Genomic DNA, 13,513 nt, shown 5'->3' with positions numbered 1-13,513 from the left:
AGATGTACCGAGTCAGAGGAACCGAGTCAGAGGCACCGAGTCAGAGGGGTACCCTGGGGCTTGCTGCGAGTCGCATCGCGGGTGGGGTGGTGTATTCCCGTCCGGATGGGGAGGTCCAGGTGATGTTCCCGCCGGGGTGTTGGCCCATGGTCCAGTTTGTGTGATGTTTGACGTCGTGGTGTTTGGGGCACAGTGCGGCGAGGTTCGATTCTTCGCTCAGCCCGCCGTATTGGACGTCGATCGTGTGGTCGAGGTCGAATACCCTTGCGGGTTGGTTGCAGCCGACGAATCGGCAGGTTTCGTCTCTGACGTGCAGCCATCGTCGGAGTTCTTTCGGAATCTGTCGGGACTTACCGACTCCGAGCACGATTCCGGTGTGCGGGTCGGTGAGCAGGCGGATCATCGAGGGCGCGTGTGCGGTGAGTTGTTTCGCGGTCTCCACGTCGATGGGTCCGCAGCCTTCGAGCATGACCGGTTCGTTTTCGTGGCCAAGGAGGGTGAGCACGGGAACGGTGATCATGACCTTCGCGGTGATGCCGTGCCCGTATCCCTTGCGGAACCGTGGGGTGACGAGCATTCCGCGCTCGTCGACCATCGTGTCATCGACGTAGCTGTGGTCGACGACCCCATCGGTGAGCAGCCCGACGAGAATGTCCGCCTTCAACTTGGTGATGGTGCGGGGCTCTTCGCTGCCGTCGCCATGGGGGCCGTGTTCGGTGCGGGCGATGTCGGTGAGCCGGTTGATGATCGCCATCCCTTGCTCGGCTGGCAGGTAGGCGACGAGGTACGCCATTGCGTCGCATGCCGGGTCGAGGGTCACACATCGGTTCTCGGTCGCCTGCACCGTGCGGGCGTGGATGCTGTCGGGGTGGGTGCGTTCGCGCAGGATGCGGGCTTTACGGTCGAACTTCGTGGGAGTGAGGATGCGGGCGTAGGGCAGGGCTGCAGTTTCGAACGCGGGCAACGCCTCAGCGGGCAGCGCTTGGGCGTGAGCGACCAGGACTGTCGCATGCCGGCGGGAGATCTCTCCCACCTGCAGGGCGGCGAACGTGCCCGGCAGGAGGTGGACCAACATCCGGGCTTCTTCGATCAACCGCTCGGCGGTGCGTTCCGGCAGCCGAAGTGATGCCGCGACCTCGGTGACCAGGGTGCGGCGGGCGACCGCTGAATCGCTCCACCGGTGGGTGGTGGCCTGGTCGGGATGTAGAGCTTCTGACTGTTCGAAGTGGCGCCGCAAAGCATCCAGGATTGTGAGCTGCTGCGCCTCGATCGCGGCAGCCTGGCGACGGTTTTCCTCCAACCGGGTGAGCAACTTGTCGGTATATTTCCCTACCAGCCGAGCCCCATGCTCAGCCCAGGGCTCGGGCATTCCTCCAGCGATTCCAGAGCCTCCGAAAACGCCGGGCGAGGAAACCTCGACGGGTGTTTCTTCGAACACGGGAATGCTGTTCATGTACCTGATTCTGCCCGCGACCACCGACATTCCACGGCCCCAGCGGGTATCTCTGGAGAGGCAATTCTTGATAGTCGGGGGCACCATTTCTTGACTTTGTTCTCCGCGTCAGTGACACCAGTACAGAGTCGCTGGCACGTGCCCACATATATTGCTGACATCGGTCCGTCAGGGGTGCAGTCCGACCCGATCTGAACTACCTTTTCGTCTGGATCGCGCGCACCACACGCAGACCGCTTTCCGCCGGATACGAGCATCCCCACTGGCGGATCAACCGGCGGATCACTCACTGGTGCTTCGAGTGCATCCCGCTCCTTTTTGTCATCCAGCTACACAGTCACATTCACTTCGAATGCGGCAAGCTGAAAAACCGCCTCCTGGACAACGAACGCGAACGCATCGCGGAACGAGGGTAGCCGGCTGCTGGTGCGGCGAGCCGATACGCAAAGTCATACAGAGGTGATACCTCATACCTAATGGGGCGAGAGAGCTTCCCAAAACGGCGACGGACCAGCCTTACTTCTCTTTTTTGGTCTCCGTGTCGCCACTCAGCGCCGCGATGAACGCCTCCTGTGGAACCTCCACGCGGCCCACCATCTTCATGCGCTTCTTGCCCTCCTTCTGCTTCTCGAGGAGTTTGCGCTTGCGGGTGATGTCACCGCCATAGCACTTGGCGAGCACGTCTTTTCGCATTGCACTGATCGACTCGCGGGCGATGATCCTGGCACCGATTGCGGCCTGGATCGGCACTTCGAACTGCTGGCGCGGGATGAGCTTCTTGAGCCGCTCAGTCATGAGAACGCCATAGGCGTATGCCTTGTCGCGGTGCACGATAGCGCTGAACGCATCCACCGCCTCGCCCTGTAGCAGGATGTCGACCTTCACGAGGTCCGCATCCTGGTCACCGGTCGGCTCGTAGTCCAGGCTCGCGTAGCCGGCCGTACGGCTCTTGAGTTGATCAAAGAAGTCGAACACTATTTCGCCGAGCGGCATCGTGTAATGCAGTTCCACTCGATCCTCGCCGACGTATTCCATGCCCTGCATGGTGCCGCGGCGCCCCTGGCAGAGCTCCATCACGGTGCCGACGAAGTCCTTGGGGGTGAGGATGGATGCCTTCACCACCGGTTCACTCACCGACGCGATCTTGCCGCCGGGAAACTCGCTCGGGTTGGTGACAGTCACGGTCTTCTTGTCGTCCGTGGTCACCTGGTAGATCACACTGGGAGCCGTTGCGATGAGGTCGAGCCCGAATTCGCGCTCAAGCCGCTCAGTGACGATTTCGAGGTGCAGGAGGCCGAGGAATCCGCAGCGAAACCCGAATCCGAGGGCCACGGAGGTCTCGGGTTCGTAGACGAGTGCGGCATCCGAAAGTTTGAGTTTGTCGAGGGCTTCGCGCAGCACCGGGTAGTCCGATCCGTCGATCGGGTAGACGCCGGAGAAGACCATCGGCATTGGCTCGGAATAGCCCTTGAGGGCCACAGTGGCGGGCTTCAAAAAGCTCGTTACGGTGTCGCCGACCTTGCTGAGCCGCACATCCTTGACACCGGTGATCAGATAGCCGACCTCGCCAACCCCGAGGCCCTTCGTGAGAGTGGGCTCGGGGGCGCTCACGCCGATCTCCAGCACCTCATGGGCACTCTTCGTGCTCATCATCATGATCTTCTCGCGCGGCTTCAGCGACCCGTCGATCATGCGAACGTAAGTGATGACGCCGCGGTAAGAGTCGTACACGGAGTCGAAGATCATGGCGCGCGCCGGCGCCTTGGGGTCTCCGACCGGCGGCGGGATGAGACGGGTCGCCAGGTCGAGCAGCTCCGGCACGCCCACCCCGGTCTTGCCGGACACGAGCAGAATGTCCTCCGGCTTGCAGCCCAGCAGGCCGACGATCTCCTTGATGTACTTCTCGGGATCCGCGGCAGGCAGATCGATTTTGTTGAGCACCGGGATGATTGTCAGGTCATTGTCAAGGGCGAGGTACAGGTTCGCGAGCGTCTGGGCCTCGATACCCTGGGCGGCATCCACCAGCAGGATCGCGCCCTCGCAGGCGGCAAGCGAACGAGAGACCTCGTAGGTGAAGTCCACGTGGCCAGGCGTATCGATCATGTTCAGGGCATAGGTCTGCCCATCGAACTCCCACGGCATCCGCACGGCCTGGCTCTTAATGGTGATGCCGCGCTCGCGCTCGATGTCCATCCGGTCGAGATACTGGGCCCGCATGTCGCGATCGCTCACGACGCCGGTGATCTGCAGCATCCGGTCCGCCAGCGTCGACTTGCCATGATCGATGTGGGCGATGATGCAGAAATTGCGGATGAAGGCGGGGTCGGTCGAAGCCGGCTCGAGGGCCTTCAATGCTCTGGGGCTCACGCAAATCCTTCGTATCGGTGCAGTGGGGACGGCTAATTCTCCCACGGGAGCGAGGAAGGCAAGGCCGAAGACGAGCGCGATCACGATCACGATCACCCCTGCCTTGCCCGCAAAAAATCACGAAGGCGCCGGCAGCCGCCCGAGACCCTGGAGCAGCACCGACTGGTCAGCAGCGAGCGAAACGCGGATCCAGCCCTCACCCGATCGCCCAAACGCACTTCCAGGCGCCACCGCTACTCGATCATGCAGCAGGAAGTGCTCCGCCCAGGCCGCGACGTCCCCGCCACTTGCATGGGCGACATCCACCCACAGGTAGAACGCGCCGCCCGGTCTCTGGTATCGGATGCCTCGCCTCTCGAGCAGCGCACAGGCCGCCTCGAGGTTGGCGCGATAGTGCTCACGAGAGTCGGCCACGTGCTGGTGGTCGCCGGTGATCGCGGCGACGGCGGCGTACTGGTCCGGCATGCCGACGCAACTGATCGAGGCCTCCTGCACCGTTCGCATAATCGCGGCCAGCCCGGGCGGCGTCACCAGGTACCCGATGCGCGCGCCGGTCATGGCGTAGGTCTTCGACAGGGAGAAAACGCTGAATACGCGATCGTCGCTGTCGAGACTCGAGATGCTCACATGCGCGGCGCCGTAGGTGAAGTACTCGTAGACCTCGTCGCTGAGCACCCAGAGATCATGACGCCGGGCAAAGTCGAGCAGAACGCGCAACTGCTGCTCGTCGAAGACGACGCCGAGCGGGTTCGACGGTGAATTGACGATGATGACGCGGGTGCGATCCGTGACCAGCCGCTCGAGTTCGTCGAGGTCGGGGGCGAAACCGTGCTCGGGTCGTAATGAATAGGGCACCGGTACCGCCTCGAGCAGACGGGCATTCATCGTGAACGTGGTGTAACCAGGGTCGGGCACAAGCACCTCATCGCCGGTGGAGAGCAGCAGACGCATCGCCTGGAAGAGTCCCTGCGTTGCACCAAGGGTTACCCAGACCTGCTCTGCATCCACCTGAATGCCGTTCTCCCTGGCGAGCTTCTCCACGATGGCCGACCGGAGCGGCGGGATGCCTCCGTTGGCGGAGTAATTCGTCAGGTCGTCACGCCACGCCTGCGCACCCGCCGCGAGGATGTGCGCAGCAACCGGCCGATCGGGCTCCCCCACCGCGAGGGAGATCACGTCGTCGAGCTCGAGGGCAATCTCGAAGATGCGTCGAATGCCAGACGGTGGCACCGACGCGATGTGCGGGGAGAGAGACGGCATACTGTCAGGCTATTACGACAGGCCGAGCGGTTAGCATCCAACTGTGACTACCTGCGTCGTTCTCGTGCACGGCCTCCGCGGCTCAAGTGCCGAGTGGGAGACGCAGCGCAACGCGCTAGAGGCTCACGGACATCCCGTCGTCGTCGTCGAGCTTCCCGGCCATGGTTCCCGCATCGACGAGCCATTCTCCATCGGTGAATCGCTGGTAACGGTGGCGGATGCCGCGCGTTCGTTCGGCACCGCACCGGTGTTCATCGTCGGTCGCGGCCTCGGCGGTCATCTCGCAGTGGAATGCGGATCGCTCATCGAAACCGTGAGCGGCGTCGTGGCGGTGGGCTGCGGAACACAAGCCCTTAACTGGGTGCTGGATAGCTATCGCATCGCATCGATGAGCACCCATCACCTGCTGCCCGACCGCGGCGCGACGATGAGCAGCGCCGCCTCGTCCACCTTTGTGCGGGCGGGGTCTTCGGGAGGTGTCGCCCCGTCCGAGCATTTCGCTGACACACTTCGGCAACTCGACGAACTCGATACCAGGGCAGCGCTCTCCCGGCTGCAGGTGCCGGTCTGGCTCCTCAATGGTCAGCTTGACCGGTTCCGGATGCAGGAGAACGCGTTTCTCGGCGCCGCTCGCCAGTTCAGGCTCGTACGCCAACCCGGGGTACGGCTTGCCGCTCGATTCCGCCGACCGGCCGACACCGTGCGGTTGCTCCTCGGAATTCTCGGCGGACGGTACCCGACACGCTCCCGGCTCACATTGCCGGATCGCTGACGCACTGGTATCGTTGCTGGTTGGCTTGCGCGAGGCATTTGGTACCCGAATGATTTCGTGAATCGCAGCCCGGATCCCCAGTACTGGAACCGGTTCGCGGCTGCCCTCAACCGTTCGGACCACAGAGAAAGTTAGACATTGGCAAACATCAAGTCGCAGATCAAGCGCATCGGCACCAACAAGAAGTCCCAGGACCGCAACAAGGCCGTCAAGAGCGAGGTCCGTACCGCGGTGCGCTCTGCTCGGGAGGCCATTGTCGCTGGCGACACGGCCAAGGCCGCTGCGGCTCTCGCGCTTGCGTCGAAGAAACTCGACAAGGCCGCAAGCAAGGGCGTCATCCACAAGAACCAGGCCGCGAACCGCAAGTCGGCCATCGCCAAGCAGGTCGCCGCACTCTAGCCGCCACTCGTCACTGGTCCGTCACCGTCCGCGGTGGCGGACTTTTTGCGTTTCTCAGGCGTGCTGCCCCGCCGAAAACGCAGGAGATCCGCCATCAACCGTGGTGAAACATCGCCGAAGGGGCATCATGGTGGCGAATCTCCTGCGTTTTCGAAAGGGCAGGGGGTTTTCGGAAGCGCAGGGGGTTTTCGGAAGCGCAGGGGGAAGGCGGATGCCGCGAGCCGCGAGCCCGCGGCTAGGAGGTGCCCCGGGTGCTGATCACTCCGACCAGACGCTCGAGCACGAAAACCGGATCGCGTCCGGCACCCTTGATGGCGGCATCCGTCTCGGCAAGCAGTTCGATGCACCGACCGAGGCCGCGATCGTCCCAGCCCTGCAGGTCACGGCGAGCGCGATCCACCTGCCAGGGCGCTAGGCCGAACTGCTGGGCGAGCTGGCCGGATCCCCCGCGTGCACCAGAGATCTTGGCCATTGTGCGTATTTTGCTAGCGAATGCGGCCACGATCGGCACGGGGTCCGCCCCGGAGGCAAGCGCATGCCGGAGCAGGATCAGGGCGTCCCCCCGGCGGCCCGCGATCGCCACATCGGCAACCCGGAAGGCATTGGTCTCGACCCGACCCGAGTAGTACTTCTCGACCGTGACCTCGGTGATCTCCTCGCTTGCGTCCGCCATGAGCTGCTGGCAGGCGGCGGCGAGTTCGGCGAGGTCGTCGGAGAAGGCCCCGGTGAGGGCGCGGAGGGCGCCGCTCGTAATTCGCCGATTCTCGATCGCGAACTCCGCCGCTGCAAAGTCGAGCTTCTCGGAGTCCTTCTTGAGCTCGGTGCAGACAATCTCAATGCCGTTGCCGAGTCCGCCTCGGATCGCGTCGAGGAGTTTCTTGCCGCGCACTCCCCCGGCATGGCGGAGCACGACGTACGTGTCGTCAGCCGGTGATTCGAGATACTCCAGAGTCTCGGCAATGAAGGCGTCGGTGCTTTTTTCTACCCCGCTCACTCGGATCATCCGCGGCTCTCCAAACAGTGACGGGCTCGCGAGGGTGATGAGCTCACCCGGGCCGTAGGCATCCGCTTCAAGGTCGCTGATTTCGAGACTCGGGTCTTCGGCTTTGAGAATCTCCCGCAGCATGCGGATGGCTCGCTCAGCCAGGAGGTCTTCGGTCCCGGAGATGAGCACGATGTTGGCCGGCCGCACGCGATCCCAGCCGAGTTGCGGGATCGACACGACGACTTTTCCCGTCTTGGGTGCGGCTTTCGGTACTGCCCTGCCTGCCACTGGACTCCTTGAAGTGCTCAACCCGAAGTGCTAATGCTCCAGTTTATTGCGCCACCACCGACTCAATCGGACCGGTCTCGACCAGTCCCTAGTGCGAGAACGCCTTCCCTTTGGGCAGCGGATGCTCCGTCCAGACGGCCACGCCGCCGCCCGGTGTCGGCGACAGTAGCACCATCCCCTCAAGATCGGTGCGGGTCGGGAGTGTTCCGTTGGCGGCAAGGAAGCCGAGTAGCTTGTCGGTCGGATGCCCGTAGCCGTTGTCGAGACCCACCCCGATCACTCCGACGCTGGCTCGCACCGCTGCATACAGCTTCGGGTCCTGGTCGGCCGAGCCGTGGTGCGCGACCTTGACGACATCCACCGGACCGATGCGATTTGCGGCCATCATGAGAGCCTGCGGCCGATCGCCGAGGTCGCCGAGGAACAGCGACGACAGGCACCCCGAAACACACGCGCCGATCCCGGTGAACCGCAGCGTGACGCTCGCGTCATTGCCGGGCTCGACCGATCCGAGCCGCGTGCGCGGCCACAATACCTCCCAACCGAGCTCGCCCAGCTGGCCGGTGAGCCCCTGGCTGACCTGGCTGACCGCAGCCCCACTAGCGGCGAGCTCCCCGCCGATTGCCGCCGCCGGAGAGCCGTCGGTCGGTCCGATCATCGCCCGGGTGACGCGTCCAAGGATTGCGGAGGTGCCGCCGACATGATCCATGTCCCAGTGGGTGAGAACGAGCAGGTCGACACGATTGATGCCAAGCTCATTGAGACAGCGGCGCAAAAGTTTCGGGTCGCGACCCGTGTCGATCATCGCGATTCGGCCAAGGCTCCGCACCAGCACCGCGTCGCCCTGGCCGACGTCACACGCCGCGATCTGCCAATCGCCCGGTCGGGAGAGTTGCTGCCCCAGCGCGTTGCCCGCGGTGATTCCGCCCGCCGCGACCAGCGCGAGAGCGAGCGCGAGCGACGCAAACCGACGCACGTTGCGACCCCGTTGCACGAGGAGCACCATCAGAAGCAGTGTGGTGATGACGGCGACAGAGGTGACGCCGACCGCTCCCTGCGTCCACGGGATGGCAGCGCCCGGGAGCCCGGCGAAGAAGGTAGCCACGGCGGCGATCCATGCGGCCGGCAGCCAGGCGAGGCCAGCGATGACCTGGCCAACGGAGGGCAGAATCGGCAGGACCACGCAGGCGATGAGCCCAAGCACGGTGGCGATCGGGGCCGCGGGCTCCGCCAGCACATTCGCGAAAACACCGTAAGTCGGGATGCTCGGGTTGAGCAGGATGAGCACCGGCTGGCAGGCGAGCTGAGCGGCGAGCGGGATGGAGAGTACGGCGGCGAGCCAGAGCGGCATCGACCGGGATAGGACGCGAGTGAGCGGACCCGAAAGCACGAGAAGGCCGCCGGTGGCCAGCACGGAGAGGATGAAGCCATAGCTGCGCGAGAGCCACGGATCGTTCGTGAGCAGCACGAGACTCGCCAGTGCCAGGACGGGGACGCCGCGCACCGGTCGACCTCCGGCTATGGCCGCGAGCACGAGCGTCGCCATCACCGCCGCCCGGAGCACGCTCGGCTCGGGGGTCACGAGCACGACGAACCCGAGGAGGACAGCAACCGACAGGGCGATCCGCCAGGCTCGCGGCAGGCCGAGGGCTGCGCCGACCAGCATGACGAGGGCAATCACGACCGCGCAGTTCGCCCCGGACACCGCCGTGAGATGACTGAGTGACGTCGCCTTCATCGCGGCGTCAAGTGGAAGGCCGACGTCACTGGTGTCACCGATGGCGAGCCCGGGGAGCAGGTCGCCGCCGTCTCCCGGAAGCTTGCCCGCAGCATCCCGGAATCGGCTGCGGAGACCGTTCGCCCAGTCGAGGTACCACGGTGCAACGGACTCTACCCGTGCTCCGTGATCCGCGAACATGCGGAACGCGACAGCATCCGAGGGATCGGTTGCGGACAGTGTGCCCGCGAGTGACACGGTCGCCCCGATGCCGATCGTCACTGCAGGGCGATCGGCAAAGACGGTCACCGGGATGTCGACTGCTGTCGTGCTGCCCCCCATCCTGACCGAGCTGAGCGTCGCGGAGAAGATCGCCTGGCGCGCAGTTGTGCCCATTGCCAGAGCTGTCTCGTGAGCGGCCTTGTGAACGGTCTGTGTGACCATTGCGGTCGCTGTCACGAAGCGACCAGCGTTGGCCGCCTCGAGCATCGCAATCGGCTGGCGGTGCGGTGCCCGCGCCGCCGCGACGCTCACGAGAAGTGCAGTCGCGACGAGAGCGACCACCACGCCGGCGAGCACGGTGCGACCACGCCGGCGCACTGCGATCACCACACTCAGGAAGAGCACCGCAACAACCCACAGGACGACGGAAGCACCCGGCAACAGCCGGGGCATCGAAAGCAGGATTCCAACCGTCACCCACGCAACGACGACAGGCGCAGCCAGTCGGATATCGATGCTCACAGGGTCACGAGGCCCTTGAGCTGGTCGAAGGTCTTCTCTCCCACGCCGGTGACGCTCATCAGGTCTTCAACCGCCGTGAAATGACCGTTCTTAGTGCGCCAGTCGATAATGCGCTTCGCCATGGCTGGCCCCACGCGGGGCAAGGTCTCCAGAACGGTCTCGTCGGCCGTGTTGATGTTGACCTTGCCTCCTGGCGTTTGCGCGCCCGGAGCGCTTCCGGCAGCGGGCACTTCGCCGATCTCCGACACGAGGATCTGCTCGCCATCGACGAGGAGGCGGGCGAGGTTGACGCCCGACTGGTCGGCTGTCGCGGTGAATCCGCCGGCCGCGCCGACGGCATCAAGAACTCGCTCACCGTCGGTGAGGAGGTAGAGCCCCGGCCGCGCGACGGCGCCGAGAATGTGAATGTAGATTGTCGCCCCGCCCGGGCTCGATCGAGCTCCCCCGGTCGCGCCATTCGTCGCCGAAGCCGTGGGAGGGGCGATCGATTCGCTCGACCCGTGAGCTCCGAACGCACTCACCAGCACCGCGATGGCCAGCCCCGCCAGCACGAGCACGATGGCCGCTCCCACCCCGACCCTCGCACGCACCGGTCGGCGCGCGACGAGCAGGGCAGGCGGATCCATGCCAGAAGACTAAGAACTCTCCGCCGCCGAACTCACCTCGACGGTCACTGCTGGGGACAATCCAGCCAGCGCTATCCCGGCAGAGGACTGGACGGCTGCGCTACGGCTTCGTGGCGATATTCACGATCCGAGGGGCTCGCACGATCACCGTGACGATCGTGCGATCGCCAAGGGCACGCACTACACCGGCGGATGCCAGCGCCAGCTTCTCGAGTTCTGCCTGGTCAATTTTGGGGCTGACTTCGGCCTTGTCGCGCACCTTGCCGTCGACCTGAAAAACTGCGGTGATCGAGGTTTGCACCAGCAGGGTCTTGTCGGCCTTCCGCCACCCGTACAGCGCGACGGGGGGCGGGTATCCGAGCTGCTCCCACATCTCCTCGGCGGTGTACGGGGCGAACAGCGACAGCCCGAGGGCCACGGTCTCGGTCGCCTCCCGCACCGCGGCATCCGCTCCGCCCGCTCCGGAGTCGATGACCTTTCGCGTGGCATTGACGAGCTCCATGAGGCGGGCGACCACCACGTTGAACTTGAATGCTTCGATGAGGCCGGGTGCTTCGGCGAGGAAGTGGTGGGTGACCCGGCGCAGGGCTTGGTCGCCGGTGCGCCACTCGATCTCCGGCGCACTCGTGACATCCTGCGCCAGGCGCCACGCACGGGCGAGGAATTTGGCCGAACCGGCCGGCGAGACATCCTCCCAGTTGATGTCGTCTTCCGGCGGACCGGCGAACACCATGGTCAGGCGAATCGCGTCGACACCGTGAGCGGTGATTTCGTCGCCGAGGTTCACTCCCCCGCGACTCTTCGACATCTTCGATCCACCGGAGAGAACCATCCCCTGGTTGAGGAGAGCACTGAACGGCTCGGTGAAGTTGACGTAGCCGAGGTCAAACAGCACCTTGGTGATAAAACGCGCATAGAGCAGGTGCAGGATGGCGTGCTCGACGCCTCCGATGTACTGGTCGACCGGCGCCCACTTGTCGGCTTCCTTCGGGTCGAAGGCACGAGTGTCGTCCCGCGGGCTCAGGAAACGCAGGAAGTACCACGAGCTGTCGACAAAGGTGTCCATGGTGTCGGGGTCACGTCGCACGGCACGGCCGTCGGGCAGCGTGACATTAACCCAGTCGTCGGCCGCACCGAGCGGCGAGATTCCTTTGGGCTGCAGATCGAGGCCTTCGGTCGAGGGCAGTCGTACCGGCAACTGTTCCTCCGGCACCGGTACAAGTTCTCCGTCTTCCGCATGGAAGATCGGGATCGGAGTTCCCCAGAATCTCTGGCGGGAGATGAGCCAGTCGCGCAGGCGGTAGTTCTTTGATGCGCGGCCGTTGCCCGCGGCATCCAGCTGCTCGGTGATGCGTTTGATGGCGTTTGACTTGCTCAGTCCGTTGAGAGAACCGGAGTTGATCATGCGTCCATCGCCGGTGAGCGCCACTCCGGTGTGGGCGGGATCGAGCGGCGCAAGATCGTCGGGCAGCTCCGCCTCGCCGGTCTCCGGGTTGATCGGCAACACCGGAATCGCCCCGGTCACCGGCTGGTTCGTGTCAAGAACCACGCGCACCGGGAGACCGAATTTGCGCGCAAAGTCGAGGTCGCGCTGGTCGTGGGCCGGCACCGCCATGACCGCACCGTGACCGTAGTCGGCCAGCACGTAGTCCGCGGCCCAGATCGGAATGCGTTCGCCATTGATCGGGTTCACCGCGAACCGGTCGAGGAACACGCCGGTCTTCTCCCGGCTGGCATCCTGGCGCTCGATCTCCGTGGTCTTCTGCACCTGCACGAGATAGTCCGCGAAGTTGGTGCGCACGGCATCCGTCGAGCCATTGGCCAGTTCGGCCGCAAGGTCGGAATCGGGCGCGACGACCATGAAGGTCGCACCGTACAGGGTGTCAGGGCGAGTGGTGAAGACGGTGATCCTCTCCTCCCGTCCTTCGATCACGAAGTCGACGTCCGCGCCCTTGGAGCGCCCGATCCAGTTGCGCTGCATCGCGAGCACCTTGGGCGGCCACGAGCCCTCGAGCTGGTTGAGGTCGTCGAGCAGGCGGTCGGCATAGTCGGTGATCTTGAAATACCACTGGGTGAGCTTCTTCTTGACGACGACAGCACCGGAGCGATCGGAGGTGCCATCGGGGAGCACCTGCTCGTTCGCGAGCACGGTCTGGTCCACCGGATCCCAGTTGACCCAGGAATCCTTGCGGTAGGCGAGACCCTTTTCGTACATCTTGAGGAACAGCCACTGGTTCCACTTGTAATACTCCGGGTCGCTCGTGGCGATCTCCCGGTCCCAGTCCACCGAGGTGGCGTACTCCTTCATCGACGCGGACTGCTGCGCGATGTTTGCATAGGTCCACTCGCGGGGATCGACACCACGCTTGATCGCGGCGTTCTCGGCGGGAAGCCCAAAGGAGTCCCAGCCGATGGGGTGCAGCACGTTGAATCCCTGCTGGCGCCAGTAGCGAGCGAGTACATCGGCAAGGGCGAACGCCTCGGCATGACCCATGTGGAGGTCTCCGGACGGGTACGAGAACATGTCGAGGATGTACTTTCGCGGCCGCTTATCGGCGGGGTCGTCGGTGCGGAACGACTTCAGTTCGTCCCAGCGCGGAAGCCATTTCGCCTGGAGCGCCGCAGCGTCGTAGCGCGGACCGTGCTCGGCCGTCCGTTCGTCGGCGGCTCGTGCATCGGTGGCCCGTGCATCGGCGGAGCGGTCTTCTGCCACGAAAGTCTCAATTCATTTATTCACAGGAGGTCATTTATTCACAGGAGGCGGCCGGATCAAATCACAGCCAGTATTCAAGGTTACCGAACCCAGCCGTGCGCGATCACATTCGCCCAAGGGTGCGCACTCCCCTGTGCATAATTCCGCGTGCATAATCCGCGCAGTTTTGCCCGGTGTTCACATCCCACC

General features: G+C 64.4%; 9 protein-coding genes. 2 read left to right on the top strand and 7 right to left on the bottom strand.

Going from position 1 to position 13,513, the window contains the following annotated elements; all coding sequences use genetic code 11:
- Positions 1-40: 40 nt before the first annotated feature.
- From RCH11_RS01965 to RCH11_RS01955, 3 genes are all read right to left on the bottom strand, one after another.
- Complete coding sequence (locus RCH11_RS01965) at positions 41-1,453, bottom strand: HNH endonuclease signature motif containing protein (protein WP_327055300.1); 1,413 nt, start codon at positions 1,451-1,453, stop codon at positions 41-43.
- Positions 1,454-1,969: 516 nt separating this feature from the next.
- Positions 1,970-3,820 carry a translation elongation factor 4 gene (gene lepA / locus RCH11_RS01960; RefSeq protein WP_327055299.1) on the bottom strand — a complete coding sequence of 617 codons (1,851 nt, stop codon included), beginning with the start codon at positions 3,818-3,820 and terminating at the stop codon, positions 1,970-1,972.
- A gap of 117 nt (positions 3,821-3,937) precedes the next feature.
- Positions 3,938-5,080: a pyridoxal phosphate-dependent aminotransferase gene (locus RCH11_RS01955; RefSeq protein WP_327055298.1), complete on the bottom strand. Its 1,143-nt coding sequence runs from the start codon at positions 5,078-5,080 to the stop codon at positions 3,938-3,940.
- 43 nt (positions 5,081-5,123) lie between these two features.
- On the opposite strand from RCH11_RS01955, the gene RCH11_RS01950 reads away from it, so the two are divergent.
- Both RCH11_RS01950 and rpsT read left to right on the top strand, forming a co-directional pair.
- Positions 5,124-5,852, top strand: a complete 729-nt coding sequence (locus RCH11_RS01950; RefSeq protein WP_327055297.1) for an alpha/beta fold hydrolase — start codon at positions 5,124-5,126, stop codon at positions 5,850-5,852.
- Positions 5,853-5,990: 138 nt separating this feature from the next.
- On the top strand, positions 5,991-6,251 hold the full coding sequence (rpsT, locus tag RCH11_RS01945; protein ID WP_327055296.1) for a 30S ribosomal protein S20: 261 nt from the start codon (positions 5,991-5,993) through the stop codon (positions 6,249-6,251).
- A gap of 235 nt (positions 6,252-6,486) precedes the next feature.
- On the opposite strand, the gene holA is transcribed toward rpsT, so the two are convergent.
- The 4 genes from holA to leuS form a co-directional block, all read right to left on the bottom strand.
- The gene (gene holA / locus RCH11_RS01940; protein ID WP_327055295.1) at positions 6,487-7,524 is read right to left on the bottom strand and encodes a DNA polymerase III subunit delta; all 1,038 of its coding nucleotides are present in this window, start codon (positions 7,522-7,524) and stop codon (positions 6,487-6,489) included.
- A gap of 88 nt (positions 7,525-7,612) precedes the next feature.
- The gene (locus RCH11_RS01935; RefSeq protein WP_327055294.1) at positions 7,613-9,985 is read right to left on the bottom strand and encodes a ComEC/Rec2 family competence protein; all 2,373 of its coding nucleotides are present in this window, start codon (positions 9,983-9,985) and stop codon (positions 7,613-7,615) included.
- The gene (locus tag RCH11_RS01930) at positions 9,982-10,611 is read right to left on the bottom strand and encodes a ComEA family DNA-binding protein (RefSeq protein ID WP_327055293.1); all 630 of its coding nucleotides are present in this window, start codon (positions 10,609-10,611) and stop codon (positions 9,982-9,984) included. The genes RCH11_RS01935 and RCH11_RS01930 overlap by 4 nt, the downstream gene beginning before the upstream one ends.
- Before the next feature lie 100 nt (positions 10,612-10,711).
- Positions 10,712-13,324 (bottom strand): leucine--tRNA ligase, encoded by a 2,613-nt coding sequence (leuS, locus tag RCH11_RS01925; RefSeq protein ID WP_327055292.1) that lies wholly within the window; start codon positions 13,322-13,324, stop codon positions 10,712-10,714.
- Positions 13,325-13,513: the final 189 nt, after the last annotated feature.

Origin of the sequence: Glaciihabitans sp. GrIS 2.15 (assembly GCF_035984695.1) — a bacterium.
Taxonomy (GTDB): Bacteria; Actinomycetota; Actinomycetes; order Actinomycetales; family Microbacteriaceae; genus Lacisediminihabitans.
Note: the sequence above shows the minus strand (reverse complement) of the source record. Positions and strands in the feature narration are given on the sequence as shown.

What these genes read in the sequence shown, in the direction of transcription:
- RCH11_RS01965 (WP_327055300.1), bottom strand. Translation starts at nt 1,453, where the DNA reads ATGAACAGCATTCCCGTGTTCGAAGAAACACCCGTCGAGGTTTCCTCG.
- RCH11_RS01955 (WP_327055298.1), bottom strand. Translation starts at nt 5,080, where the DNA reads ATGCCGTCTCTCTCCCCGCACATCGCGTCGGTGCCACCGTCTGGCATT.
- RCH11_RS01930 (WP_327055293.1), bottom strand. Translation starts at nt 10,611, where the DNA reads ATGGATCCGCCTGCCCTGCTCGTCGCGCGCCGACCGGTGCGTGCGAGG.